At 73.4% G+C, this 26491-nt stretch carries 19 protein-coding genes and 1 rRNA gene; 5 read left to right on the top strand and 15 right to left on the bottom strand.

The genetic code is table 11. The annotated features are described in order from the left end of the window. Positions 1 to 2 precede the first annotated feature (2 nt). On the top strand, positions 3 to 1859 hold the full coding sequence (locus AC2A1K_RS25445; protein WP_483899132.1) for a S9 family peptidase: 1857 nt from the start codon (positions 3 to 5) through the stop codon (positions 1857 to 1859). 85 nt (positions 1860 to 1944) lie between these two features. On the opposite strand, the gene AC2A1K_RS25440 is transcribed toward AC2A1K_RS25445, so the two are convergent. Further along, positions 1945 to 3048 carry an acyltransferase family protein gene (locus tag AC2A1K_RS25440; protein WP_483899131.1) on the bottom strand — a complete coding sequence of 368 codons (1104 nt, stop codon included), beginning with the start codon at positions 3046 to 3048 and terminating at the stop codon, positions 1945 to 1947. Between the two features lie 20 nt (positions 3049 to 3068). On the opposite strand from AC2A1K_RS25440, the gene AC2A1K_RS25435 reads away from it, so the two are divergent. Next, positions 3069 to 3425 (top strand): DUF488 domain-containing protein, encoded by a 357-nt coding sequence (locus tag AC2A1K_RS25435; protein ID WP_483899130.1) that lies wholly within the window; start codon positions 3069 to 3071, stop codon positions 3423 to 3425. Here AC2A1K_RS25435 and AC2A1K_RS25430 read toward each other — a convergent pair. After that, a complete protein-coding gene (locus AC2A1K_RS25430; protein WP_483899129.1) occupies positions 3406 to 4836 on the bottom strand; it encodes an aldehyde dehydrogenase family protein in 1431 nt (476 codons plus the stop codon). The genes AC2A1K_RS25435 and AC2A1K_RS25430 overlap by 20 nt on opposite strands. A gap of 267 nt (positions 4837 to 5103) precedes the next feature. After that, positions 5104 to 5712: a mycothiol-dependent nitroreductase Rv2466c family protein gene (locus AC2A1K_RS25425; protein ID WP_483899128.1), complete on the bottom strand. Its 609-nt coding sequence runs from the start codon at positions 5710 to 5712 to the stop codon at positions 5104 to 5106. Between the two features lie 124 nt (positions 5713 to 5836). Between AC2A1K_RS25425 and pepN the strand changes: the two genes are divergently transcribed. Then, positions 5837 to 8425 (top strand): aminopeptidase N, encoded by a 2589-nt coding sequence (pepN, locus tag AC2A1K_RS25420; protein ID WP_483899127.1) that lies wholly within the window; start codon positions 5837 to 5839, stop codon positions 8423 to 8425. 99 nt (positions 8426 to 8524) lie between these two features. On the opposite strand, the gene AC2A1K_RS25415 is transcribed toward pepN, so the two are convergent. The 4 genes from AC2A1K_RS25415 to AC2A1K_RS25400 form a co-directional block, all read right to left on the bottom strand. Next, positions 8525 to 9055: a DUF5130 family protein gene (locus AC2A1K_RS25415; RefSeq protein ID WP_483899126.1), complete on the bottom strand. Its 531-nt coding sequence runs from the start codon at positions 9053 to 9055 to the stop codon at positions 8525 to 8527. Then, positions 9042 to 9296, bottom strand: a complete 255-nt coding sequence (gene ctaJ, locus AC2A1K_RS25410; RefSeq protein ID WP_483899125.1) for an aa3-type cytochrome oxidase subunit CtaJ — start codon at positions 9294 to 9296, stop codon at positions 9042 to 9044. The genes AC2A1K_RS25415 and ctaJ overlap by 14 nt, the downstream gene beginning before the upstream one ends. Positions 9297 to 9348: 52 nt before the next feature. Further along, the gene (locus tag AC2A1K_RS25405; protein WP_483899124.1) at positions 9349 to 10755 is read right to left on the bottom strand and encodes an amidase; all 1407 of its coding nucleotides are present in this window, start codon (positions 10753 to 10755) and stop codon (positions 9349 to 9351) included. 94 nt (positions 10756 to 10849) lie between these two features. Then, positions 10850 to 11515 carry an HNH endonuclease gene (locus tag AC2A1K_RS25400; protein WP_483899123.1) on the bottom strand — a complete coding sequence of 222 codons (666 nt, stop codon included), beginning with the start codon at positions 11513 to 11515 and terminating at the stop codon, positions 10850 to 10852. A 304-nt stretch (positions 11516 to 11819) separates the two neighbouring features. Here AC2A1K_RS25400 and AC2A1K_RS25395 point away from each other — a divergent pair, with 304 nt between their 5' ends. Together AC2A1K_RS25395 and AC2A1K_RS25390 are read left to right on the top strand one after the other, a co-directional pair. Further along, positions 11820 to 12821 carry a mechanosensitive ion channel family protein gene (locus AC2A1K_RS25395; protein WP_483899191.1) on the top strand — a complete coding sequence of 334 codons (1002 nt, stop codon included), beginning with the start codon at positions 11820 to 11822 and terminating at the stop codon, positions 12819 to 12821. Between the two features lie 52 nt (positions 12822 to 12873). Continuing rightward, positions 12874 to 13272: a globin gene (locus tag AC2A1K_RS25390; RefSeq protein ID WP_483899122.1), complete on the top strand. Its 399-nt coding sequence runs from the start codon at positions 12874 to 12876 to the stop codon at positions 13270 to 13272. Positions 13273 to 13395: 123 nt separating this feature from the next. Here the strand turns inward: AC2A1K_RS25390 and AC2A1K_RS25385 are convergent, their stop codons facing one another. The 8 genes from AC2A1K_RS25385 to rrf form a co-directional block, all read right to left on the bottom strand. Beyond that, positions 13396 to 13968: a DUF8010 domain-containing protein gene (locus tag AC2A1K_RS25385; protein ID WP_483899121.1), complete on the bottom strand. Its 573-nt coding sequence runs from the start codon at positions 13966 to 13968 to the stop codon at positions 13396 to 13398. Then, positions 13965 to 14543 (bottom strand): acyl-CoA thioesterase, encoded by a 579-nt coding sequence (locus AC2A1K_RS25380; RefSeq protein ID WP_483899120.1) that lies wholly within the window; start codon positions 14541 to 14543, stop codon positions 13965 to 13967. Before AC2A1K_RS25380 ends, AC2A1K_RS25385 begins: the two co-directional genes overlap by 4 nt. A gap of 34 nt (positions 14544 to 14577) precedes the next feature. Next, positions 14578 to 19548, bottom strand: coding sequence for an NAD-glutamate dehydrogenase (locus tag AC2A1K_RS25375; protein WP_483899119.1), 4971 nt, complete (start codon positions 19546 to 19548; stop codon positions 14578 to 14580). 166 nt (positions 19549 to 19714) lie between these two features. Beyond that, the gene (locus AC2A1K_RS25370) at positions 19715 to 22288 is read right to left on the bottom strand and encodes a hypothetical protein (protein WP_483899118.1); all 2574 of its coding nucleotides are present in this window, start codon (positions 22286 to 22288) and stop codon (positions 19715 to 19717) included. Positions 22289 to 22301: 13 nt separating this feature from the next. After that, positions 22302 to 23978 carry an energy-dependent translational throttle protein EttA gene (gene ettA, locus AC2A1K_RS25365; RefSeq protein ID WP_483899117.1) on the bottom strand — a complete coding sequence of 559 codons (1677 nt, stop codon included), beginning with the start codon at positions 23976 to 23978 and terminating at the stop codon, positions 22302 to 22304. Next, positions 23954 to 25207 carry an IS110 family RNA-guided transposase gene (locus AC2A1K_RS25360; RefSeq protein ID WP_483899116.1) on the bottom strand — a complete coding sequence of 418 codons (1254 nt, stop codon included), beginning with the start codon at positions 25205 to 25207 and terminating at the stop codon, positions 23954 to 23956. The genes ettA and AC2A1K_RS25360 overlap by 25 nt, the downstream gene beginning before the upstream one ends. Before the next feature lie 248 nt (positions 25208 to 25455). Next, on the bottom strand, positions 25456 to 26091 hold the full coding sequence (locus AC2A1K_RS25355) for a single-stranded DNA-binding protein (protein WP_483899115.1): 636 nt from the start codon (positions 26089 to 26091) through the stop codon (positions 25456 to 25458). Between the two features lie 290 nt (positions 26092 to 26381). Then, positions 26382 to 26491: ribosomal RNA gene (gene rrf, locus AC2A1K_RS25350) — 5S ribosomal RNA — on the bottom strand; the annotation flags it as partial.

Here is a 26491-nt window from a genome sequence, read left to right as displayed (position 1 = left end):
CGGTGGACGAGTGGATCAGCGCGACACGATGCTGGTCACCCAGCCCCTCCCCGGACGGGACGACGATCGCGTTCGTCTGGGACGGCGACGGCCGCCCCCAGGTCCGCCTGCACCGCCGCGCCACCGGCGAGGAGTGGTCGCTCGACACCGGTGACGACCTGGTCGCGACGGTGCGCTGGTCCCCCGACGGGGCGTGGCTCGCGGTGGAGACCGCGCCCGACGGCGGCGAGCGGACCCAGGTCGCGATCATCCGCCCGGACGGCACCGACCTGCGCCCTGTCCGCGGCGTCGGCGACGGCGACCGGGGCGCGGTGACCCTCGACCGCTTCACCCACACGGGATCGGTCCTCGCGATCACCGAGTCGGACATCGAGACGACGACGGCCTGGCTGGTCGACGCCGACACCGGGCAGCGCCAGCGCGTGGGCTCCGGGCACGCCCTGCAGATCCTCGACGTGAGCCGCGACCGCCGGCGTGTCCTCCTGCGCCGTGGCCGACGCGGGTCCCGTCACGTCGGGATCGTCGACCTCGACGGCACCGAGGGCTGGCACGAGATCGACGTCCAGCGGGGTCCCGGCGGGCCGCCCGGCGCGGTCGAGCACCCCGTGGCGATCACCCGCGACTCCAGTGCCGTCGCCGGCCGGTTCACCCCCGACGGCACGAAGATGCTGCTGCTCACCGACGGTGGCCGCGAACGCGCCGCGCTGGTCTCGGTGGACGTCGCCACCGACGCGAGCCCGATGACCCCGGAGGTGCTCGCCGAGCGCACCGACGCCGACCTCGAGCGCTTCGCGCTCACCGAGGACGCCGCGCTCGCCGCGCTCGTGTGGAACGTCGAGGGGCGCAGCGAGGTCGACCTGCTCGACCTGGACAGCGACAAGTGCTCGTCGTACGCCCCGCCCGGCGACGTCGTCACCAGCGCGGTCTTCAGCCACGACGGCGACTCGCTGGTCATGGGCATCCAGTCGCCCGAGGTGCCCGCCGCCGTGTGGTGCCACGAGCTGTCGTCGGACACGACCGCGCTGATCTGCCCGCACGAGGAGCCGCGCTGGTCGCCGGGCCAGCTCGTGCACCCGACACTCGAGGTCGTCGCCACCCCCGACGGCCTGCGCCTGCCCGGCTGGCTCTACCGCCCGCGCGGGAGCGCCGGGCCCCTGCCGACCGTGATCTACCTCCACGGTGGGCCGGAGGCCCAGGAGCGGCCGGTGTTCACGCCGCTCTACCAGCACCTGCTCGCCCGCGGGATCGCCGTGTACGCCGCCAACGTGCGCGGCTCCTCGGGCTTCGGGCGCTCGTTCGTCAACGCCGACAACGGCGCCGGGCGCTTCGCGGCGATCCGGGACGTCGCGACGTGCGTGGAGCACCTCGTCGAGGGCGGCGTGGCCGACCCCGCGCGCGTCGCCGTCATGGGCCGGTCCTACGGCGGCTACCTGACCCTCGCCGCACTCGTGAACCACCCCGAGCTCTTCGCCGTCGGCATCGACGTGTGCGGCATGGCCGACTTCGAGACGTTCTTCGCCCGCACCGAGCCGTGGATCGCCGACGCCGCGGTCGGCGAGTACGGACACCCCATCCACGACCGCAACCTGCTGCGCGAGCTGTCCCCCGTGCACCGCATGGAGCGCCTGCGCGCGCCCCTGCTCGTCGTACACGGGAAGTGGGACACCAACGTGCCCGTGCACGAGGCCGAGCTCGCGGTCCACGGCGCCAAGGCCGCCGGCGTACCGGTGCGCTACCTGCTCTTCGACGACGAGGGCCACGAGATCCAGCGCACCGAGAACCGCGTGCGCTTCATCCACGAGTGCGTCGACTGGCTCAGTACCCACTTCGAGCTCGACGAGCGCGCGGACGCGGGGTAGCTCCAGGTCGATCTCCCCACCCCGACCTCGAGCCCGACCCGACACACGGCGGACGCCCGGCGCGCGGTGTCCCGAGCCCCGAGCCCTACCGCAGCTCCACCCGACGGAACACCACGACGAGCCCGGCGAGGACCACCGCCGGCGCCACCAGCCAGAACGGGCGGGCCACCACCCAGTCCGCGTCCGGAACCCCGTCCGGCGCCACACCGAGGCGCTCGGTCGCGAGGAACACCGCGGCGAACGCCGTCATGTGCCACACGAACAGCGTCATCGCTGTCGCGTTGATCCCCACGACGCACCGCCAGGGTCGGCGGCGGCGCAGCAGACGGTCCGCGACAGGGGCGACGAGCGCCAGGAGACCGAGCTGCAGGACGGCCAGCGCGACGACCGCCGGCGTCGTCGGCCACAGGTTCGCGCCGACCATCGACCGCGGGTAGCCGAGCGCGCCCGTCGCCACCACGAGCGACACGAGCCCGACACCGGCGACCGCCAGCGCCACCCCGCGCGAGACCCGACCGCGGTCTCGCCAGAGGTAACCGAGCTGGTGGACGAGCAGCCACACCAGCGCCGACGACACGTAGCCGACGACCGCCGGAACGGTTGCGCGCCGTAGCGTCTCGGCCACCGCCACCGCGAGCAGCAGGACGACGAGGGTCCTCGTCGGGGCGCGGCGGTGCCACCGCGCCGTCACCGGCACCAGAACCGTGACCAGCGTGTAGACCCCGAGAAACCACAGCGGGGTCAGCACCCCCGGGAACCACGCCACCAGCGGGGTCGGCGCTCCCGCCGCCGTCGCCACCCCTTCGACGGCGGCCCACGCGCCCACCCACACCCCCACCGGCGCGAGCAGGCGCCGCGCTCGCCGCCGGAGGAACGCGCCCGCGCGGTGACCGGCGGCATCCCACCCGGCCAGGTTCGCGAACCCGCCGACGACGAAGAACGCCGGCATCACCTGGAGCACCCACGTCGCCGCCCATCCCAGGGGCACGGCGTCGACCGGATTCGGCATCACGACGACGCCGTCCGAGCCGCGGTGGGTGAGCGATCCGACCCAGTGCCACAGGATCACGACCAGGATCGCGGCGGCCCGCGCCCCGTCCACCAGCCGGTCGCGCCCGGCCGGGGTCGCGTCGGCGAGGGCCGAGACGCCGGCGGGCGCGCGATGCCCGTCGCCCCGTCCGGTCGTCACGTGAGGCACCATTCCCGACGATGACCGTGCAGGTGAAGCGGGTGCGCGAGGCACGCGCCGACGGCGACGGCACGCGGGTGCTCGTCGACCGGCTCTGGCCGCGCGGGCTCGCCAGGACCGACGCCGACCACGACGCCTGGATCCGCGACGTCGCGCCCAGCGCCGCGCTACGGACGTGGTTCTCCCACGACCCCGCGAAGTACGACGAGTTCGCCCGCCGCTACCGCGCGGAGCTCGATGCGGAACCCGCCGCGTCGGCACTCGCGTCACTGCGCGACACGGCGGGTCCGCTCACCCTGCTGACCGCCACCCGCGACGTCGACCACAGCCACGCCCGGGTACTCGCCGAGGTGCTGTCTACAGCTGGATCGACTTGACCTCGAGGAACTCCTCGAGCCCGTAGCGGCCGAGCTCGCGGCCGGTGCCCGACTGCTTGTAGCCGCCGAACGGGGCGAGCGGGTTGAACTGGCCACCGTTGACGTCGACCTGGCCGGTGCGCATGCGCTTCGCGACCTCGACCCCGCGCTCCTGCGACCCCGCGAACACGGCGCCGGCGAGTCCGTACACGGTCGCGTTGGCGATCTCGACGGCCTCGTCCTCGTCCGCGTAGGGCATCACCGACAGCACCGGACCGAAGATCTCCTCCTGGGCGATCGTCATGTCGGGGCGCACGCCCGAGAAGATCGTGGGGCGGACGTACGCGCCGCTCACGAGCCCGTCGGGACGCCCCGGGCCGCCCGCGGCGAGCTCGGCGCCCTCGGAGACACCGGTGGTGATGTAGGCGTCGACCCGCTCGCGCTGGCGCTCCGAGGACATCGGCCCGATGCGGGTCGACTCGTCGGTGGGGTCGCCGACCGTGTACTTCGCGGACTGCGCCACGGCCAGCTCGACGACCTGGTCGTGCAGCGACCGGGGCACGAGCAGCCGGGTCCAGGCGGTGCAGGTCTGCCCGCCGTTGATGAAGCAGTTGCCGAGGCCGAGCTTGACGGCCTGGGTGAGGTCGGCGTCGTCGAGGACGATGTTGGCCGACTTGCCCCCGAGCTCGAGCGCGACGCGCTTGACGGTGCCGGCCGCGACCTCCTGCACGCGGCGCCCCGCGGGCACCGACCCGGTGAACGACATCATGTCGACGTCGGGGTGCGCGGCGAGCGCCTCGCCGGCCTCGGGACCGGTGCCGTGCACGACGTTGAACACCCCGGCGGGCAGCCCCGCCTCGCGGGTGATCTCGGCGAGGATGCCGGCGGTCAGGGGCGCGACCTCGCTGGGCTTGAGCACGATCGTGGCGCCCGCGACCAGCGCCGGCGCGACCTTGGCGACGATCTGGTGCAGCGGGTAGTTCCACGGCGTCACCGCGCCGACGACGCCGACCGGCTCCCGCACGACCAGCGAGTTGCCGATCTCCTCGGTCCACGGGAACGACTCCGCGAGCCCGGCGACGCCCTTCGAGGTCGCCATCGGCATGCCGACCTGGACGGTGTTGGCGAACGTGATCGGCGAGCCCATCTCAGCGGTGATCGAGGCCGCGATCTCGCCGCTGCGCGCCTTGAGGCCCTCGCGGATGGCCAGCACCATCGCCACCCGGTCGGCCAGCGGGGTCGCCGCCCACCGTGGGAACGCCGCGCGCGCGGCCAGTACCGCGGCGTCGACCTCCGCCTTCCCGCCGGCGGGGACTTCCGCGATCGTCTGCTCCGTCGCCGGGTTCACCACGGCGATCGACCCGGACCCCTCCTGCCACGCGCCGTCGATCCAGTGCCTCGTGAGGGTGTCCGTCGCAGTCGTCGTCTCCATGGCTCCACCCTGCCCGACGGGGCGACGTCCTCGCCCGTGTCACCTACCGTGTGAGGACGGACACACATCGTGGAGCACCTACCTTCCGCGAACCCACTGCCCTCGAGCCACGCCGAGGAGATCGTGCGTGGCGAGCGGCGCGCTGGGCCCCTCACGACCCGCGGCCGTGCCTGGTGCCGCCGGACCGGTCGGGCGGCTACACCAGCCTGTTCGCCCTGCCGCAGAACGGGGCGCCGGCGTCGATGTGACGCCGACGCCCCGGCCGGTTCAGTCGAACTGCAGCTCGGTGTCGCGCGTGCGCTTGAGCTCGTAGAAGTACTCGTAGCCGGCGAGGAGCCTGGCGCCGTCGAAGATCTGACCGGCTTGCTCGCCCTTCGGGATGCGGGTCAGCACCGGGCCGAAGTACGCCGAGCCCTCGACGTGGATCACGGGGGTGCCGACGTCCATGCCCACGGGGTCCATGCCCTCGTGGTGGCTCTTCTTCAGTGCCTCGTCGTACTCGTCGGTGTGCGCGGCCTGGGCGAGCGAGGCGTCGAGGCCGACCTCGGCGAGCGCCTTCGGGATGACGTCGTCGAAGTCCTTGTTGCCGTTGTTGTGGATCTCGGTACCCATCGCGGTGTAGAGCGGGGCGAGGACGTCGTCGCCCTTCTGCTGCGCCGCGGCGATCGCGACCCGGACGGGACCCCACGCCTTCGTCATCATCTCGGCGTAGTTCTCGGGCAGATCGCGGCCCTCGTTGAGCACGGCGAGGCTCATCACGTGCCAGTGGGTCTCCACGTCGCGGACCTTCTCGACCTCGAGCATCCAGCGCGAGGTGATCCAGGCGAACGGGCACAGCGGGTCGAACCAGAAATCGACGCGAGTCTTGTCTGCCATGACGATCGGGTTCCCTTCTCGGAGGTCCTCACTGGGGCAACCCCCGGGACGCCCCGTGATGTTCCCGGTCGCAGTCCATGGTCCGGCTCCGCTCGGCTGCGCGGACCGGCCGTAGGGTGTCGCCGTGGCTGCCCCGAACCTGACCCGCGACGACGCCGCGACGCGCGCCGAGCTGCTCGAGGTCGACTCCTACGACATCGACCTCGACCTCACCGACCCGGCGACCGGCGGACCCGGCGAGTCCACGTTCCGCTCGATCACCACCGTGCGCTTCCGCTGTGCGCAGCCCGGCGCGTCGAGCTGGATCGACATCGTGGCCGCCGGCGTGCGCTCGGCCGTGCTGAACGGAACCCCGCTCGACGTGTCCGACTACGACGAGGAGAAGGGGATCGCGCTCCCCGACCTCGCCGCCGACAACGAGCTGGTCGTCGACGCCGACTGCCGCTACATGAACACCGGCGAAGGCCTGCACCGCTTCGTCGACCCCGTCGACGGCGGGGTCTACCTCTACAGCCAGTTCGAGACGGCCGACGCGAAGCGGATGTTCGCCTGCTTCGACCAGCCCGACCTCAAGGCGACCATCGCCGCGACGGTCACGGCGCCGTCCGGCTGGGAGGTCATCGCCAACGGCGCGGCCACCGAGGCCTCGGCGTCCTCGGCGGCGGGCGGCGTCACCCGGCACACGTTCACCACGACGCCGCGCATCTCGACGTACCTCGTGGCGCTGGTCGCGGGCCCGTACGCCAAGTGGACCGACACCTACAGCGACGAGCACGGCACGATCCCGCTCGGGATCTACTGCCGCTCGAGCCTCGCCGAGTTCATGGACGCCGAGCGGCTGTTCACCGAGACCAAGCAGGGCTTCGGCTTCTACCACCGCAACTTCGGGGTGCCCTACCCCTTCGACAAGTACGACCAGCTCTTCGTGCCCGAGTTCAACGCCGGCGCGATGGAGAACGTCGGCGCGGTGACGTTCCTCGAGGACTACGTCTTCCGCAGCCGCGTGACCCGCTACCTCTACGAGCGCCGCGCCGAGACGGTGCTGCACGAGATGGCGCACATGTGGTTCGGCGACCTCGTCACCATGCGCTGGTGGGACGACCTGTGGCTCAACGAGTCGTTCGCCACCTGGGCCAGCGTCGTCAGCCAGGCCGAGGCCACCGAGTACCGCAACGCGTGGACGACCTTCGCCAACGTCGAGAAGTCGTGGGCGTACCGCCAGGACCAGCTGCCCTCGACCCACCCGGTCGCCGCCGACATCCCCGACCTGCAGGCCGTCGAGGTCAACTTCGACGGCATCACGTACGCCAAGGGCGCGTCGGTGCTCAAGCAGCTCGTCGCCTACGTCGGGCAGGACGAGTTCCTGTCCGGGCTGCGGCTGTACTTCTCGCGCCACGCCTACGGCAACGCGACCTTCGACGACCTGCTGGGCGCGCTGACCGAGGCGTCGGGCCGTGACCTGTCGGGTTGGAGCGCGCAGTGGCTGCGCACCACCGGGCTGAACTCGCTCTCGCCGTCGTTCTCGGTCGGGGAGAACGGCCGGTACACGGCGTTCGAGGTCGTCCAGGGCGGCGCCCGGCCCGGTGCCGGCGAGCTGCGCACCCACCGGCTCGCGGTCGGGATCTACGGCGACAGCCAGGAAGGGGATGAGCGGGGCTCGGGCAAGCTGGTCCGGCAGCACCGCGTGGAGCTCGACGTCAGCGGCGAGCGCACCGAGGTCCCCGAGCTGGTCGGCGTCCCGGCCGGCGCGCTCGTGCTCGTCAACGACGACGACCTGACGTACTGCACGATGCGCCTCGACGAGCGCTCGCTGACCACGCTGATCGACCGCATCGGCGACATCGCCGAGCCCCTGCCGCGCACCCTGTGCTGGTCGGCGGCCTGGGAGATGACCCGCGAGGCCGAGCTGCGCGCCCGCGACTTCGTCGCCCTCGTCACCGGAGGGATCGCCGCCGAGTCCGAGGTCGGCGTCGTGCAGCGACTGCTCCTGCAGGCGCAGACCGCCCTCGCCTCGTACGCCGAGCCGGCCTGGGCGGTCGACGAGGGGTGGCCGACGTTCGTCGCGCGCCTGCTCGAGCTCGCGCACGCCGACCCGGGCTCGGACCACCAGCTCGCGATCGTCAACGCGCTCTCGGGGTCGGTGCTCACCCCCGAGGCGATCGACGCCCTCGCCGGGTGGCGCTCGGGGACCTCGCCGCTCGAGGGCCTCACCGTCGACACCGACCTGCGCTGGCGGCTCCTGCACGCGCTGGTGGCCCACGGCGCCGCGGGCGAGGCGGAGATCGACGAGGAGTACGCGCTCGACAACACCGCCACCGGGCGCCGCATGGCCGAGCGGGCGACGGCGCTGATCCCCACCCCGGAGGCGAAGGCCGAAGCGTGGCGGCGCGCCGTCGAGGACGACTCCCTGCCGAACGCGATCAACGCCGCGATCATCATGGGCTTCTCGCACCCCGCCCAGCAGGCGCTGCTCGCCGACTACGTCGAGAAGTACTTCGCGGTCGTCGACGAGGTGTGGGCGCGCCGCTCGTCGGAGCAGGCGCAGCCGATGGTGCAGGGCCTCTTCCCGTCCTGGGCCGTCGAGCCCGCGACGGTCGAGGCCGCCGACTCCTGGCTCGCGGGCGACCACCCGCCGGCCCTGCGCCGCCTGGTCACCGAGGGCCGCGCCGGTGTCGTCCGCGCCCTCGCGGCCCGGGAGTTCGACCGCGGCTGAGGCCTCCCGGAAGCAACGAACGCGCTGTTCGCTGCGCTAGAAGCAGCGAACATCCTCGTGAGCACGCCGATAGGGCGTTCGTCCAGTACTTCGGAGCGCCTAGGGGTGGGCGTGGCCGGCCTGGTCGGCGAGCATGGTGATGCCTTCGACCATGCCGCCGACGAGGTCGGACTCCTTGAACGAGGCGACCATGCTCATCACCGCGAGCTTGGCGCCGCGGTCGTCGATGCGGCGGCTGGACTCCGCCCCGGTGACGATCTCGACGACGCGCTCGCCCGGCGACACGGCGACGACGATCGACTCGGCGGCACGGTCGCCCAGCGAGGCGTGCAACTCCTCGGCGCGCTCCCGCGAGCGGGCGCCGAGCGCGCCCACCCAGAGGGTGAACAGCAGCCCGGTCTCGCGACAGGCCAGCGTCAGCGCCTCGTCGAGCCGGGACAGCTGGGAGGCGGAGAACGGGGTGCGCGAGTCCTCGGCCAGCACGTCGCTCGCCTCGGAGATCCGCCCGGAGAGGGTGGCGACGCGCGCCTGTCCGTACACCGGGTCCTCGAGGACACCGGGGCCGCGGGTCAGACGGGTGGTCTCGCCCGGCGCGTCCTGACGTGCCGGGACGACCTCACCATGTGCCACGAGCGCCTCCTCGGGCGGTGTGATCGGTGGCCGAGCCGGACGGCACGGCCTCGACGGTCGGCCCGGCGACGCCTGAGCCTCGGGGGTTGCCCATCCACCACAGCGGCTCGTGGTCCCACGCGTCGCCGGAGCGGTAGCGCGCGCCTCGCGACGAGGGGCGGACGAGGGTCAGGAGGGCGATGAGGCCGATCCCTCCGAGCGAGGTCACGCCGTAGAGCAGGAAGGTGGTCAGCGGGCTCACGCGCAGCACCGTAGTGGATGTCTCCCACGACGTCCCGTCGTAGACCGCGTCCTCACACCTCGGGCGGACGGCGGTCCGCCCACGGCCGCGCCGCCTCGAGCTCGGCGGCCAGCCCGAGCAGGACCGACTCCTCCCCTCGGCGCCCGCGCAGGGCGACGCCGAGGGGCAGCCCGTCGGCCCACCCCAGCGGCAGCGAGATCGCCGGCTCGCCGGTCATGTTCGCGATCGCGTTCCACGGCGTGAAGGCGATCTGGCGGGCGAAGTCGTCGGCGGGGTCGCCGGTCTCGGTGAACCACCCGACCGGGCGCGGGGGCAGCGCGACGGTCGGGGTGAGGACCGCGTCGTAGCCCGCGCGCTCGGCGACCATCGCCCGGGTCACGCCCTGCACCGTGTGCAGCGCCGCCATCGCCGTCATCCCATCGCACTCGCGACCCCGGGCGCGCAGCCAGCGGGTCAGCGGCTGCAGGCGCGGCTCGTCGACGGGGTGGACGGGGTCGGCGAGCGAGAGCACCTTCCACAGCGTCAGGAACGCGTCGACGCCCGCGTCGGGCAGGCGGATCGCGACGGGCTCGACGTCGTGGCCGAGCTGGGCGAGCAGCGCCCCGACGTCCTCGGCGGCACTCCGGCAGGCGGGGTCGACCGCGACCCCGTCCAGCGGGGACTCCACGGCCAGCGCGATCCGGTGTCGCGGCGCCGGCCGCTCGAGCGCGCCGAGGTAGCCGCCCCCGGGCGCCGGCGCCGGCACGAACGGCTCCCCCGCCGCGAGCACGGCCATCGCGTCGAGCAGGGCGGCGGCGTCCGCGACCGTGCGGGCGAGCGGGCCGTGCACCGAGAGCCCCGCCGGGTCGCCGCCCGCAGGGCCGGCGGGGACGCGTCCGCGGGTCGTCTTCAGCCCGACGAGACCGCAGACCGAGGCGGGGATGCGGATCGAGCCGCCGCCGTCGGTGCCGTGCGCGACGGGCAGGATGCCGGCCGCCACCGCGGCCGCGGCCCCACCCGAGGACCCGCCGGCCGAGCGTGTGCGGTCCCACGGAGTGACGGCCGGCGGCCCACCGGCCGGCTCGGTGTAGCAGGGCAGCCCGAACTCGGGCACCGCGGTCTTGCCGATGCTGATCGTCCCGGCGCTGCGCAGCAGGCCGACGACGTCGTCGTCGCGAGCGGGCACCCAGCCGTCGTAGATCACCGAGCCGCGGCCCGTCGGGACGCCGGCGGTCGCCGTCAGGTCCTTGACGGCCGTCGGGACCCCGGCGAGCGGACCGGTCCCCTCGAGCCCCGACCGGTCGAGCGCACGGGCCGCGTCGCGGGCGCGCTCGGCCGTGAGCACCGCGAACGCCCCCAGGGCGGGCCCCAGGCGTTCGGCGCGCGCGAGGGCCGCGTCGACGACGTCGAGGGCCGTGACGTCTCCGCGCCGCACCGCGGCGGCGGTCTCGAGGGCGCTCAGCTCGTGGAGATCGCTCACGGTTGCCCCATGCTGCCGCATCGCGGGGCGCGCTGCGTGTCAGGCCGCTGTCAGGCCGCTGTCAGGCCGCTGTCAGGCCGCTGTCAGGCCGCTGTCAGGCCGCGCTCTCCCCCAGGTACGGCAGCCAGAGCGGGTCGGCGTCGACGAGCCCGGCGAGCAGGCGCCAGTGCCGTCCGCGCGGTGCGGTCGGCATGACGCGCAGCGGCCACCCGAGCTCGGCGACCAGCTTGTCCGCCTTGCGGTGGTTGCACCGTGCGCAGCAGGCGACGCAGTTCTCCCACGTGTGGGTGCCGCCGCGGCTGCGCGGCACGACGTGGTCGATGGTCTCGGCCCGCCCGCCGCAGTACGCGCACCGGAACCGGTCGCGGTGCATGAGCGCGGCCCGTGTCAGTGGTACGCGCGCCCGGTACGGCACACGAACGTAAGTGCAGAGCCGGATGACGGACGGGACCTCGACCGAACCGGTCGCCGAGTGCAGGACGAGCCCGGCGGCGTCGCCGTGGACCACCTCGGCCTTGCCGCAGACCAGCAGCACGATCGCGCGCCGGAGGGGCAGCGCCGTGAGGGGCTCGAAGGTGGCGTTGAGGAGCAGGACCCGGCGGCGGCCCCAGGGCGGCGACGGCAGGGGCGGGGCGGGGGGATCGTCCGGGGAGTCGGCGGGGGGAGGGGGAGCGACGGTCAGTTCGGGGACGGGATCGGGAGGGTCGAACGCGCCGCGTGGCGCGGTGGTGGGCGGGACCTCGCTGACCAGCGGAGTCACGCTGCCGGGTTGTCGTTCGTGCACACGACCACCTCCCGCCGAGTTGGCCCTAGTCGACCACACAACGGGCCCGATCGCACGTGTGTTCTCACCGAACGCATCGGCGCGTCACCCGCCCGTCACCGTGGCGCCGGGAGGGCCCGGCCGCCGGTCGGGGCGTGCTCTACCGTCGGGCGACGTGACCGTGCCGTTGTCGACGCCCTCTCCGGGCAGCCCCCCGGCCACCCCGACGCCGAGCCCCGAGCCGGCCCCCGACTTCGCCTCGCCCCTGTCGTCCCCGCTGTCGTCCCCGCTGTCGTCCCCGCTGTCGTCCCCGCTGTCGTCCCCGCCGCCCGCCTGCGCGACCGACGCCGGGTCGCTCTGCCAACGGGTCTACGAGCTCACCCAGACCGACTGGCTCTCCCGCTCGGCCGACCAGCTGATCACGCACCTGATCGTCGTGCTGCTGATCATCGTCGTCGCGGTCGTGCTGCGGTTCGCCGTGCACCGGGCGATCGCCCGGCTCACCAACGGTGCCCGCGAGGGCCGGGTCCCGGCGCTGCTGCGACCTCTGCGCGACCGTGCGGTCCGCACGCTGCGCGATGCCGCCCCGCTGATGGTCGAGCGCCGTACGCAGCGCGCGCAGGCGATCGGCTCGGTGCTGCGGTCGTTCTCGACGATCCTGATCTACGGCGTCGCCTTCGTGCTGATCCTGGGCGAGTTCGGGGTCGACCTCGCCCCGATCATCGCCTCGGCCGGCATCGTCGGTGTCGCGATCGGGTTCGGCGCGCAGAACCTCGTCCGCGACTTCCTGTCGGGCATCTTCATGATGCTCGAGGACCAGTACGGCGTGGGCGACGTCGTCGACCTCGGCGAAGCCACCGGCACGGTCGAGGCCGTCGGCCTGCGCGTCACGACACTGCGCGACATCGCCGGAACCGTCTGGTACGTCCGCAACGGCGAGGTGCTGCGCGTGGGCAACTCCAGCCAGGGCTACTCGGTCGCCGTCGTCGACACCCCCGTGGGCCACAGCGCCGACGTCGACGAAGCCCTCGCGATCGCCGAGCGCGCCGCGAACGCCGAATGCGCCGAGCCTGGGATCGCGAGCAAGGTGATCGCACCGCCGGAGATGCTCGGCGTCCAGTCCGTCACCGCCGAGGGCGTGCTCATGCGCCTGACGATCAAGACACGCCCGGGCGAGCAGTGGGCCGTGCAGCGCGCCGTCGCCGCCGAGATCAAGACCCAGCTCGACGCGGCGGGGGTGGCCGCGCCCTACCCGTTCACGGGACGCCCCGGCGTCGCGGGGCCCGGAACCCCCGCCGTCTGAGTGGGGCGGGTCTGATCCCACCCGCCACCGCGGGATCTGGGACGGTGGTGGGGTGAGCGCACCACAGGCCGGTCGACCCGACACGTTCTACGAGGCCGTGGGCGGGCACGAGACGTTCGTGGCGATCGTGCACCGCTTCTACGAGCAGGTCGCCGACGACCCCGTCCTGCGTCCCCTCTATCCCGAGGAGGACCTGGGCCCGGCCGAGCAGCGGCTGCTGATGTTCCTCGAGCAGTACTGGGGCGGCCCGCAGACCTACTCCCACCAGCGCGGACATCCCCGGCTGCGCATGCGGCACGCCCCGTTCCCCATCGGGCCGCTCGAGCGCGACGCGTGGCTGCGCTGCATGCGCGTCGCCGTCGACGAGGTCGACCTGCCCGAGGAGCGGCGCCGCCAGATGTGGGAGTACTTCGAGATGGCCGCGACGAGCATGATGAACAAGGCCTGGTGATGGCTGCTTCGACGCCCTTCAGGCGACGCCCTGCAGGCACCGACGACTCCGGCCCGCATCGCCTGGAACGAGCCCCTGGACTTCCTGCGCGCCGACCTGCGCTGACCGACCTAGCCGACCGGCCTATGTGAGGACGGTGAGGGAGGGACGACGGTGGCGGACGATCGCCGCGCCGCCGACGTCCAGCCGCATCCACGCCCCGCCCCCGGAGAGCGCGACGGGCACCGCCGCGCCGCCCTCCGGCCAGCCCATCCCTGCCACCGCGACGACGCAGCGTGCGGGCACCCGCACCCCGCCCTCCTCCCACACCGTCGCGTCGAGCCCCGACGGGTCGGCGCGAGCGACGATCGCCTCGACCTCGGCCGCCGGGATCGCGCCGACGACGTCCCAGATGAGCTCGCCGGGGAGGTCACCACGCCAGCGGTCGTCCACGGCGGGCCCGGGGTCGAGCTCCGGGGCGTCGACGACCGACAGTGCCGCGAGCAGGTCCGACGCCATCACCGTGACGTCGGCGGGCGCCACCCGGCCCGCCGCCCCGGACGTCACCAGCACCGCGAACGGCGTGCCGGCCCACAGCGACACCGTCCCCCCGCTCGCACGGAGCCGCACCACCGCCGCCGGGTCCAGACGCACGACCCGCCCGACGACGTCGGCGAGCGCCGCCCGGTCGCCCGCGTCGGGGACCGTGAGCGTCACTGCGACTCGATGGTCGAGCTCCGCTGCGCTGCGTCTCCGGACTCGATGGTCGAGCTCCGCTGCGCTGCGTCTCCGGACTCGATGGTCGAGCTCCGCTGCGCTGCGTCTCCGGACTCGATGGTCGAGCTCCGCTGCGCTGCGTCTCCGGCGTACTCGGCGAGGAACGTCCGCTCCTCGGCCGTGAGCCGCCGGGGCCGTTCGGTCGCCAGGTCGTAGGGCACGAGCTGGGTGGTCGCCGTCGCCGCCGGCTTCGCCTCGTCGAACCCGCCGTCCCCGCTGCCGGAGGGGAGCAGGAGCCGGTACGCGACGAGGAACGACGCGGCCTTGACGTCGTGCGCCGTCATCTCCACCCGCACCCCGGCGGGCGTCCAGCGGATCGGCCGGCGGTAGCGCACTTCCAGGGTGGCCACGAGCAGGCCGGCCTCGAAGGCGGCGACGCCCGCCCTGGTCGCGGCGTCGAAGAGCAGGCCGGTCCGGGCGTCCTCGAGCAGCGTCACCACGCGGGCGTGGTTGACGTGCCCGTAGGCGTCCTGGTCGGACCAGCGCACCGCGACGTCGTTGACGTAGGGCGCCACGCGTGTTCCTCCGAAGGGTCGTGGGTGGGAAGAGTCAGCGGACCATGCTGCGGATCTGGTGGGCGGCGACCGAGACGGTCGCGAGGTCCGCGTGACCCACCTTCGCGATCTCGGCGAGCGCCGTGCGCGCCCGCATCAGCCGCGATGCGTTCGCCTGCTCCCAGTGCTCGATCTTCTCGTCCGAGGACTCGTCGAACCCGGTGTCCGCGAGCACGTCGAGGGTGATCGCGCGCAGCGAGGAGTAGAGCTCGTCGCGCAGCGACAGCCGCGCGAGCGCGTGCCAGCGGTCGGCGCGCTCGAGCCCGGCCACGGCCGTCAGGAGCGCGTCGAGGCCGAGGTGCTCGGAGAGCGCGTAGTACAGCTCGGCCACCGCGAACATCTCCTCCTCGGTGACCTCACCGTCGTCGGCGCGCAGCCCGCCCTGTTCCCGCTCGGCGAACTCGGCGATCTCGACGACGTCGAGCAGGCCGAACGCGTAGAGCCCGCCGACCGCCCGACGGGCCAGGTCGACCGGCGCGCCCCCGTCCACGAACGCCTGGGTGCGCTCGGCGAGCCCCTCGGCTTCGGCGCCTCGCAGCAGCTCGGGCACCCGCGGCGCCAGCTGCGCCACCCACGGCGAGAATCGCGAGACCTCCGCGCCGACCGCCAGGGGCTGCGGGCGGTGGGTGAGGAACCACCGCGCGGCACGGTCGAGCTGGCGGCGCGAGGCGAGGGTGAGACGGTCGGCAACCAGCGTCGGCAGCGTCCGGTCCCCCGCCGCGACGTCCTCGGCGAGCACGTCGAGCCCGAACACCGTGGTGGCGACGTGGTAGGCGCGCGTCGCGTCGCCCGGCGTGGCCGCGACCTCCTGGGAGAGGCGGTGGACGTAGGTCAGCCCACCGCCGTCGACCACGGCGTTCGACAGCATCGTCGTGACGATCTGGCGGCGCAGCGGGTGCGCCGCCACCGCCTCCGGGTAGCGCTCGGCGAGCACCGCCGGGAAGTAGGACGGTAGGCGCCGGGTGAACACCTCGAGGTCGGGCACCTCCGACGCGGCGAGGGCGTCGGTGAGGTCGAGCTTGACGTGCGCCATGAGCGTCGAGAGCTCCGGGCTCGACAGGCCCTCCCCCGCGGCGACACGGGCGGCGAACTCCTCGGCGGTGGGCAGGACGTCGAGCTCACGATCGAGCCGGCCCCGCGCCTCCAGGTCGTCGACGAGCGACTCCTGCACGTGCGCCATCGGCGCCGCGTGATACCGCGACACCCCCAGGACCTCGTTCTGGCTGACGTTGTCGGCGAGCACGAGCTCCGCGACCTCGTCGGTGGTCGCGGCGATCTGCTCGTCACGGTCGGCGGGCGCGAGCTCGCCGCGCTCGACCAGCGAGTCGAGCAGGATCTTGATGTTGACCTCGTGGTCGGAGCAGTCGACGCCCGCGCTGTTGTCGATCGCGTCGGTGTTGACCTTGCCGCCGCGACGCGCGTACTCGATGCGGCCGCGCTGGGTCAGGCCGAGGTTGCCGCCCTCCCCCACCACCGCGACGCGCAGCTCGTCGCCGTCGACCCGCACGTTGTCGTTGCTCTTGTCGCCGACGTCGGCGTGCGTCTCGGTCGACGCCTTGACGTAGGTGCCGATGCCGCCGTTCCACAGCAGGTCCGCCGGCGCGCGCAGGATCGCGCGCACGAGCGACGGCGGGTCGAGCTCGCCCGCGTCGATGCCGAGGACCTCCGCGGCCCGCGGCGACACCGGGATCGCCTTCATCGTGCGCGGGTACACCCCGCCGCCGTCGCTGATGAGCGTCTCGTCGTAGTCGGCCCACGACGACCGCGGCAGCTCGAACAGGCGGCTGCGCTCGGCGAACGAGACGGCCGGGTCCGGGTCCGGGTCGAGGAAGACGTGCCGGTGGTCGAAGGCGGCGACGATCTTCAGGTGCTCGGAGAGCAGCATCCCGTTGCCGAACACGTCGCCGGACATGTCGCCGACGCCGACGACGATGATCTCGTCGCTCGCGACGTCGCGGCCGAGCTCTCGGAAGTGGCGGCGCACGCTCTCCCAGGCGCCTCGGGCGGTGATGCCCATGGCCTTGTGGTCGTAGCCCACCGAGCCGCCGGACGCGAACGCGTCGCCCAGCCAGAAGCCGTACTCGCCGGCCACGCCGTTCGCGACGTCGGAGAAGGTCGCGGTGCCCTTGTCGGCCGCGACCACCAGGTAGGGATCGCCGCCGTCGTAGCGCACGACGTCGGACGGGGTGTGGGTCGCCGACTGCGCCGCGTGCCCGGCCCGGTTGTCGACGAGGTCCAGGAGCCCGGAGACGAACATGCGGTAGCAGGTGACACCCTCGGCGCGCATGGCATCGCGGTCGGCGGCGGCGTCGCCGGTCGGGGCAGGGGGGCGCTTCACGACGAACCCGCCCTTGGCGCCCACCGGCACGATCACCGCGTTCTTCACGGCCTGTGCCTTGACCAGCCCGAGGATCTCCGTCCGGTAGTCCTGCAAGCGGTCCGACCAGCGCAGCCCGCCGCGCGCGATGTCGCCGAACCGCAGGTGGACGCCCTCGACCCGCGCCGAGTACACGAACGTCTCGATCGCCGGCGCCGGGTCGGGCACGCCGGGCACCTGCGCCGGGTCGAGCTTCAGCGCGAGGAACGGGCGGCGGGGCGTCCGGAAGTAGTTGGTGCGCAGGGTCGCCCGCACCACGCCCAGCAGCGAGCGCAGGATGCGGTCCGCGTCGAGGCTCGTGACCTCGGCGATCGCCGCCGTCACGCGGCCGTCGACCTCGGCGACCCGACGCGCGCGCTCGTCGTCGTCCAGCGCGGGGTCGAACCGGGCCTCGAACAGCTCGACGAGGCCCACCGCCACGTCGCGGTGCGCGCCGACGACGTCGGTGATGTAGCTCTGTCCGTAGGAGTTGCCGATCTGGCGCAGGTACCGCGAGAACGCCCGCAGCACCGCCGCCTGGCGCCACGTCAGGCCCGCGCGCACGACGAGCGCGTTGTACCCGTCGGCGCCGGCGAGCTCGCTCCACACGGCGTCGAAGGCGTCGGCGAACCGCTCGGTGAGGTCGTGCTCGGTGCCCGGCGGCACGGTGTCCGCGCCGCCCAGGCGCAGACCGAAGTCGTTGATCCAGCACGTGACGCCGTCGCCGCGGGTGACCTCGTAGGGCCGCTCGTCGACCACCACCACGCCCAGCGACTGCAGCGCCGGCAGCACCGACGACAGCGTCGCGCGGCGCCCCGCGAGGTAGAGCTTCAGGCGCCGGTCGCCCGCGTCCGGGTTGGTCGGCCGGTAGAGCCGCACCGCGGTGTCGCGGCCCTCGCCCACGGTGTCCTCACCGGTGGTCGAGCTCCGCTGCGCTCCGCGTCCGGCCGGCGTCAGGCCCTCGAGGACCCGCAGGTCCAGCAGCCCCCGCTCCGGCCCGAAGTCCTCCTTGTAGGCCTCGGCGAACGGCTCCCCGATCGCCGCGATGACGGCCCGCTCCTCGCCGCTGGCGGCCTCGCGCAGGCGGTCCGACCAGGTCCGCGCGGCCTCCGCGAGGTCGTTGGTGAGCGTCTCGAGGTCGGGGGCCACCGGATCCTCGCGTCCGGTGTGCACCGTGACGTGGAGCAGGGCGAGCTGGTCCTCGGTGACCCGCGCGGTGTGCTCGAGGTCGGTACCACGCAGCTCCCGCATGAGGACGTCCTGCATCCGCAGGCGCGCCGCGGTCGTGTACCGGTCCCGCGGCAGATAGATCATGCAGGAGAAGTAGCGGCCGAACGGGTCGCGGCGCAGGAACAACCGGACCCGCCTCCGCTCGGCGAGGTCGAGCACTCCCGTGGCCGTGGCCTCCAGCGATGCGCGGTCGGTGCACAGCAGCTCCGCGCGCGGGTAGGTCTGCAGCACCTCGAGCAGGCGCTGCCCCGACCACGAGTCGACCGGGAGCCCGGCCTCGACGACGACCTCCTGCACCCGCCGCGAGACCACGGGGATGCCGAGCACGTCGGCGTGGCGCGCGGCGACGGTCAGGATGCCGAGGAACCGGTGCTCGCCGACGAGGCGGCCGTCCTCGTCGAAGATGCTGACCCCGACATAGAGCGGGTGTTCCGGGCGGTGCACCGTCGAGCGGGCGCTGGCGCGCGTGAGCACGAGCAGCCGCCGGGACGCCGTGTCGCCGCCGGTGCCCGCGGGGCTGACGCTGTCCGGGCTCGCGGTGAGGGTGCGGGCGACGAGGCTGTCGCGGCGCAGCACACCCAGACCGGTGGCCAGGACTCCGCGCAGCGCCGGGCCCTCCGGGGTGTCGACGACCTCCTGGCGCCGGTACCCGAGCATGATCAGGTTGCCCTGCGCGAACCATCGCAGCAGGGCGACGGTGTCGGCGGTCTCGGCCGTGTCGTCCGGGCCGACCGCGGCGTCCAGCTCGTCGGCGAGCGCGCGGGCGGTCGAGTTCATCCGGTCGCCGTCCTCGACGACCTCGCGCACGTCGGTGAGCACGCTCGACAGGCGCGCGTGCAGGTCCGCGGCGAGATCACGCGCCGGGTCGGAGCCGGGCAGGTCACCGAGCTCGATGTTCATCCACGACTCGGCGACGGTGCCGGGCGGCGGCGCCGCGGCGTCGGCGAGCGGGAGTATGTCGAGCAGCTCGCCCCGCACGTCGCGACGCACCACGACCACGGGGTGCACGACGCGGTGCACGCTCGCGCCCGTGCGGTCGAGCTCGGCGAGCACCGAGTCGATGAGGAACGGCATGTCGTCGGTGACGACGAGCACCGAGATCCGGCCCTCCGAACCCGGGGTGTCGAGCACCGCGGTGACCGGCTTGCCCGGCACCCGCAGCCGCGCGAGGCTGCGGTGGGCCCGCACCGTGGCGAGCGCGTCCGCCGGATCCGCGACGAGCTCGCCGTCGGGCACGCGGTCGAAGTAGGCGACCGCGAGCTCACCCAGCGCCGAGTCGGGCGGGCGGTGCTCCGCGGCCACGGTGCGCAGGACCCCGCGGTCGGTCGGCCACCCGCCGGTGTCCAGGGGCGTGGTGACCGGCTCCGTGCCCGTCGTCATGCCGCGCCTCCGCGCGTCAGGGGCCGTCGAGCCGTCATCGACTCGGCCTGGGATCGTCGCCGTTCCTCCGGGCGTCCACGCCCGCCACCCTAACGATCCGCCCCCGAGCCGCCGCCGTCCGGACGTCCGGGGCGACGTGTCTCCCCGGTCGCTCGAATTCCGACGATCAGCGGCGCGCCCGCCGATCGTCCGCGGGCGTCGTGCCGGGGCCGGCGGAGTGGCCGGCGGAGTGGCCGGCGGAGTGGCCGGCGGAGTGGCCGGCGGAGTGGCCGGCGGAGTGGCCGGCGGAGTGGTACGCGTCCATCGCGTCGGCGAGCAGGTCCGCCAGCCGGGGTCCGGAGTCGTCCGCCCGCCGAGCCGAGGGCACCCCGTTGCGGGTTCCGTCCCGCGCCGGCGAGCGCGTCCGTCCCTCCCCGTTCGTGGCGGCGGAGCGCCCGTGGATCCGAGAGGTCGCGGGAGGCGGTGGCTGGGGTGCCGGTGGGGCTGCGTCCTGGTACTCGCTGAGCAGGTCGACCAGAGTCAGCGCCAGCTCACGGCGGTACTCGTCGTCGTCGACGCCTGTCGTCGACGTCCCCGCCGCGAGCCCCTCGCCCCGGCGTCCGGCGGGGGTCACGGGGTCGTCCCGGTGGTCGCGGCGCTCGTCGGACCGGCGCTCGGCGGGTCGGTCCTCGTCGCCCCGGCCCTCGCGGCGGCCGTCCCCGCGGGTCTCGTCCTCGCAACGAGGTCCCGCGCCGGTGTGCCCGGTGAGATCAGCGTTCCCGGTCACGGCCACGTGGACCGCGTGGCCGGCTCCATGCGCGCGGTCGTTCACGCAGGACCACGAACTCTCCGAGCCTCTCATGACCTGCCCGCCGCCCACGACCCCGTGGCCGTTGCTCGGAGGCGAGTGTCCGAGGATGTCGTCCTCGGCCCGCCGGTACCGGCCCTCGCCTCCGCTCGCGTCCGAGCGGCCCGCGGCACGGGGCAGCGTGTCGCCGTCTGGCCTGCCCTCGTCGGAGTGAGCGCCGAGCGGGTCCGACCGACGCCGGTGTCGCTCGCTACCGCCGACGGCATCGCCTGGGTCGGGACAGCCCGCGGACGGTCGCGGTGCCTCGCCGTCCGTCCGCTCACCCAGTGCCGTGGAGACGTCGCCGGCGACTCCGCTCCGCGGCTCGGGGCGGCGCGGGAGCAGGGAGTCGCTCGTCTCCCACCGGGCGCGGGCACGCTCGAGACGCCGGCTGCGGGCCTCCGCCGCGCCGTCCCCCGAGGTGTCGTCCCGCGCCTGATCCCGCCCCTCGTCGTCGGTGGCGTCGGCCTGCGGTGTCAACGCCGCCGCGAACGCGTCGATCCCGCCCTCGCGAGCAGCAGCCAGGGCCGCGGCCAGAGCCTCGCCCGGATCGTCGTCGTCACGGTAACGGCCTCGCCGCCGGCGAGGCGGCTCCGGAGCCGCCTCGTCCTCGACCGGCGGAGCCACTGTCAGCGGGTCGGCGGTCACCTCGCCCCGGACCGACCCGAACTCCTCGACGGTTCCGGGCATGGTCGACGCGAGCGTCGCGGCGAGCGCGTCGGCCGGCGACTCGCTGCCGTCCTCACCCACCCCCGATGTGGCCAGAGCGGCGAGGGAGGCACGGGCCTCGGCCCACGGGTCGGGATCGGGCGCGGAACCGGCGCCGTCGGCGTCCGACGGGCTCGGTGTGTCGTGGGGGCTCGGCGGCGGCTCGGTCCGGGCGAGGGCCACGGCCAGGGCGATCCGCGCCCGGGTGGTCTCCTCGCGCGCCGCCGTCGCGTGGGCGTGGGCGCGCCGTAGCTCGTCGAGCGCGTGGCGGCTCTCACCCCGTCGAGCAGCGACCTCCGCGAGCACCTCGATCGCCTCGGCGGCCTGGGCCTCGTGGCCGCGCTCGATCAGGTCGGTCTCGGCCTCACGTGCCAGTCGCGCGGCGGTGTCGAGGTCACCGGCAGGGAGCGCGACGAGCCGCGCCAGCGCGCAGCGCACCCGCCCCACCGCGAACGCGGTGGTGGCCTGCGGCGTCGCCGCGAGCGACGGCTCGCCGACCTCGCGGGCCTCGTCGAGGCGACCGAGCTCCGCGAGCAGTTCGACCTGGTCTGCGACGAGCATCGCAGTCTCCCGGCCCCCGTCGAGCCGGCCCCCGTCGAGCCCGCCCCCGTCGATCGTGGCGTTCCGGAGGACGGCGAGCGCGTCGGTCGCGTCGCCCGCCACCCGCCGAGCTCGTGCCCGGGACCGTTGCACGGCGAGGCGGCGGACGTCGTCGCTCGGTTCCCCGACCAGGTCCTCGACCTGGCGGGCGGCGGCGTCGACGCCGGGGACGTCCCCCCGCGTCGCGCGTGCCGCCGCCCACGCGACCAGGGCGTCCGCCCGCACGGCCGCGGGGAGGACCTGGCCGTCCGCGAGCGGCCCCAGCAGGGCCTCCGCGGCCTCGACCTCCTCGCACCGCACGGCCGCGAGGGCCAGCTCGCAGCGCAGCACGGCGGCGTCGGCTGCGCGTGCCTCTCGCTCGGCGTCGCGCAGCTGCGGCACGGCGCGCAGGATCAGCGCGGCCGCCCGGTCCGACTGGCCGAGCGCGAGCACGGCCGAGCGCTCGGCCGCGTTCCGCGCGCCGGCGTCGTCGCCCGCCGACCGCGCGACGTGCTCGGCCAGCGCGACGCTCAGCGCCGGGTCCGTCCACCGCAGACCCTCGGCGACCTCGAGGATCGCGCTCGCACTGAGCCCGTGGACAGCGGGCTGCCGCGCCGACCCCTCCACCGTGTGCCGGTCCTCAGTCCCGGGTCAGCTTGCGGTGCGTCACACGGTGCGGGCGCGCGGCGTCCGGGCCGAGGCGCTGGATCTTGTTCTCCTCGTAGTCGGCGAAGTTGCCCTCGAACCAGAACCACGACGCCGGGTGGTCGTCCGTGCCCTCCCACGCCAGGATGTGGGTGCAGACGCGGTCGAGGAACCAGCGGTCGTGGGACACCACGACCGCGCAGCCGGGGAAGTTCTCCAGCGCGTTCTCCAGCGACGACAGCGTCTCGACGTCCAGGTCGTTCGTCGGCTCGTCGAGCAGCAGCAGGTTCCCGCCCTGCTTGAGCGTCATCGCCAGGTTCAGCCGATTGCGCTCGCCGCCGGAGAGCACGTTCACCGGCTTCTGCTGGTCGGGTCCCTTGAAGCCGAACGCCGAGATGTAGGCCCGAGAGGGCATCTCGACGTTGCCGACCTGGATGAAGTCGAGGCCGTTGGAGACGACCTTCCAGACGTTCTCCGTGCCGGACAGGCCCTCTCGTCCCTGGTCGACGTAGGACAGCTTGACCGTCTCGCCGACCCGGACGTCGCCGGAGTCGGGTTTCTCGAGCCCGACGATCGTCTTGAACAGCGTCGTCTTGCCGACACCGTTGGGCCCGATCACGCCGACGATGCCGTTGGGCGGCAGGGAGAACGACAGGTCCTTGATGAGCAGCCGGTCGTCGAAGCCCTTGTCGAGGTGGTTCACCTCGACCACCACGTTGCCCAGACGCGGGCCCGGCGGGATCTGAATCTCCTCGAAGTCGAGCTTGCGCGTCTTCTCCGCCTCGGCGGCCATCTCCTCGTAGCGAGCCAGACGCGACCTGCTCTTCGCCTGCCGCGCCTTCGCGCCGGATCGCACCCAGGCGAGCTCGTCCTTGAGCCGCTTCTGCAGCTTCGAGTCCTTCCGGCCCTGGACGGCGATCCGATCGGCCTTCTTCTCGAGATAGACCGAGTAGTTGCCCTCATAGCCGATGGCTCGACCGCGGTCCAGCTCGAGGATCCAGCCCGCCACGTTGTCGAGGAAGTAGCGGTCGTGGGTGACGGCCAGGACGGCGCCCTCGTAGCTCGCCAGGTGCTGCTCCAACCACTGGACGCTCTCCGCGTCCAGGTGGTTCGTCGGCTCGTCGAGCAGCAGAAGGTCGGGCTTGCTGATCAGGAGCTTGCACAGTGCCACACGGCGGCGCTCGCCACCGGAGAGGTGCGTGACCGGCTCGTCGCCGGGCGGGCAGCGCAGCGCGTCCATGGCCTGCTGCAGCTGCGAGTCGAGGTCCCACGCATCGGCGTTGTCGAGCTCTTCCTGGAGGCCGCCCATCTCCTCCATGAGCTCGTCCGAGTAGTCGGTCGCCATGAGCTCGGCGATCTCGTTGTAGCGCGCGAGCTTGGTGGCGACGTCGCCGGCGCCCTCCTGCACGTTGCCGAGGACCGTCTTCTCCTCGTTGAGCGGCGGCTCCTGCTGCAGGATTCCGACGGACGCACCCGGGGCGGCGAACGCCTCGCCGTTGTTCGGCTGGTCGAGTCCGGCCATGATCTTCAGAACGCTCGACTTGCCCGCCCCGTTGGGACCGACCACACCGATCTTGGCGCCGGGCAGGAAGCTCAGCGTGACGTCGTCGAGGATGACCTTGTCACCATGGGCCTTGCGAACCTTCTTCATGGTGTAGATGAACTCAGCCACGCCCACGATGGTAGTTGGCACGACTCGGCGTCCCCCGGCCCCGGGGTTCCTCTGTGTCTGTCAAGCTGCAGGGTGCGAGGTCGTAGTCTCGGTGGCGGCGGGTCCGGGAAGTGACTTGTCCGAAGAGCTGGTGTTCGGGGTTGAGCCAGCCGCGCTGGACGACAGAGTCGCCCCCGTGTGTCCTCCCGGGCCCGCCCTTCTGCTGATGATCGTCGCTCGTCGGCGAGCATGGTGCGCCAGACGCGGTCGGCGAGGCGGCGCTTGAGGCAACGCATGGCTTCGTTGTGGGTCTTGCCCTCGTCGATCTTGCGGTCGTAGTAGGCCCGGCCCGCGCTGGTCCGCATGCGGACCTGGGTGAGCGCGATGACGTGCAGGGCGAGATTGAGCTGACGATCTCCACCCCAGGGCAGCCGGTGCCGTGCCCGCCCGCCGCTCGCGACCTCGACCGGAGCGACGCCGGCGTCGTTCGCGAACGCCGACGCGCTCGGGAACCGCCCGGCGCGGCGGGTGCGCCCGAGCAGCCGCGCAGCGACCACCGGGCCGACACCGTCGAGCTCAGTGAGCCTGGTGCCGTGCTCGCCCAGCACACGCGACATCTCAGTGGTGATCCTCTTGAGTCGGGCGGAGAGGTCGCGGACCTCGGCGACGAGGTCGCGGGCGAGGGTCTTGCGGGCAGTCTCGACCGGCCCTGCCGGCCGGAGGGCGGCCAGCATCTTGGCCGCGGCGGTTGCGGTGAGATCGGTGCGAGCGCCGCCGGGCACCACATCACGCAGCAGGGCATGGAGCTGGTTGATCGAACGGGTACGTGACGCGACCAGGTTCGCGCGCCTCTCGTCGAGCAATGCCAACACGGTGGTCAGGTCCTCGGCGGCCACAGGCCTGGCGTCGCCGGCGAGCAGCGCGACGCTGGCCGCGGCTGCGGCGTCGATGACGTCGTTCTTGCGGCGTCCACCTCGGGAGAGCTCCCGGACTCGCGCTGTGGCTGTCGTTGCCACATCGTGCACCGACTCATCCAAAGCGAGTAACCATCCCGCCAGATGAGAGCCCAGCCCGCGGGCATTCTCCACCGCCCACCGTCGCTCGCTGAATCGTGAGGCCCACCGCAGCAGGCGCCGGTCACCCGCCAGCGTCGCCTCGATCTCGAGGCTGGCCAACACCCGGTGAGTGCCCGGCTCGAGCGCGCTGACGGTGTGCGTGCGCTTGTCGGGGTCGACCCCGATGACGACCACGGCAACGTGCCTTTCGCTCGACGACCTGGGCGGGCGACCGCGGACGACATGCCGACTTCCAGCGCCGGAGCTCCGGACACTCTCCTCTGTTGGGTCAGACCACGGCCTGGAGCGCTGGCCGGCGCGACCAACCCCGGGTCAGCCAGCCCGAAAGCGGCATGCGGTTCACGAGTCAGACCGGCCAGCGCTCCAGCGAGGACGCTAGATCAACTACCTCCACCGTCCCGGTAGCCATACAAGTCGGCGGTTCAGGCGCTCGCGCGTGCGGAGGCGGACCGGCGGCGTTCCCCGGCAGCGATCCCGGTCACCGTTGCGCCCTCCGGCGCGGCGTCGCCCGCTTCCACCGACCCGTCGACCCCCTCGATCCCCTCGACGTCGTCGCGGCCCGCGGACCCCGAACGGTCGCCCACCGGTCCGCCCGGCGCGCCCGCCTCCGCGACGGGCCCGGCGGTCTCGGGTGCGCCCATACCGGCGCCGGCGTCCGAATCACCGACCACGCCCGCGGCGCCCTCGATCGCCCCGGCGCGCCACGGGTTGACCGTGGCCGTGCACCGACCGAGGTCGGGGCCGACCGCCGTCGCGCTGATCTCGGTCATGTACCGCCGCACGCCCTCGACCTCGTACTCGCGCACCGACAGACGCCCCGTCACGACGACCGGGTCGCCCTTGACGAGGAGCCGCGCACCGTCAGCCAGGCGCCGCCAGCAGTTCACCAGCGCCGTGAAACGGTCACCGTCGACCCACGTGTCGGTTGCCTTGTCGTACCTGCGCTCCGAACTCGCGACCCGGAAGGTCACGAGGAGATGCTCCTGGTTGACGCCCACCCGCTTGGTGATCACGTCGCCGGCGACATTGCCCGTCACCGTCACCATCGTCTCGTTCATGTCGCACTCCGCTCGCTCCGCGCCGGGACGATTCCCGGCTGGCGGCGAGAAGCATCGCGGTCGTGCGACGGGAAGCGTGAGCGTCGATCGGCGCGCTGTGGATGAACCGGCGGGGTGGGGACAACTCGTCGCCCGGCTGGCCCCGGTTCTGGGCCGGTCGCCGCATACCCTTGGGCCGAGCGACGGACAACGCCCCGGGCTCTACCGGAGACACCAAAAGGGGCGGGCTCTCCTGGGTGGGAGTGCTCGCCCCTTTTTTGGTGTGGGGGTGTGGTGGGGGTGGTCGGGTGTTCCGGCGGTGTCCTACTCTCCCACGACCTGTCGGTCGCAGTACCATCGGCGCTGGAGGGCTTAGCTTCCGGGTTCGGGATGGGTCCGGGCGTTTCCCCTCCGCTGTGGC

The sequence above is a fragment of the Actinomycetospora sp. 2LY8.5 genome, from assembly GCF_057180585.1.
Note: the sequence above shows the minus strand (reverse complement) of the source record. Positions and strands in the feature narration are given on the sequence as shown.

Bases quoted from the DNA above. Each gene is read 5' to 3' on its own strand.
- AC2A1K_RS25355 (WP_483899115.1), bottom strand. From the start codon at position 26,091: ATGAACGAGACGATGGTGACGGTGACGGGCAATGTCGCCGGCGACGTG.
- AC2A1K_RS25425 (WP_483899128.1), bottom strand. From the start codon at position 5,712: ATGGCAGACAAGACTCGCGTCGATTTCTGGTTCGACCCGCTGTGCCCG.
- AC2A1K_RS25430 (WP_483899129.1), bottom strand. From the start codon at position 4,836: ATGGAGACGACGACTGCGACGGACACCCTCACGAGGCACTGGATCGAC.
- AC2A1K_RS25375 (WP_483899119.1), bottom strand. From the start codon at position 19,548: ATGACGACGGGCACGGAGCCGGTCACCACGCCCCTGGACACCGGCGGG.
- AC2A1K_RS25435 (WP_483899130.1), top strand. From the start codon at position 3,069: ATGACCGTGCAGGTGAAGCGGGTGCGCGAGGCACGCGCCGACGGCGAC.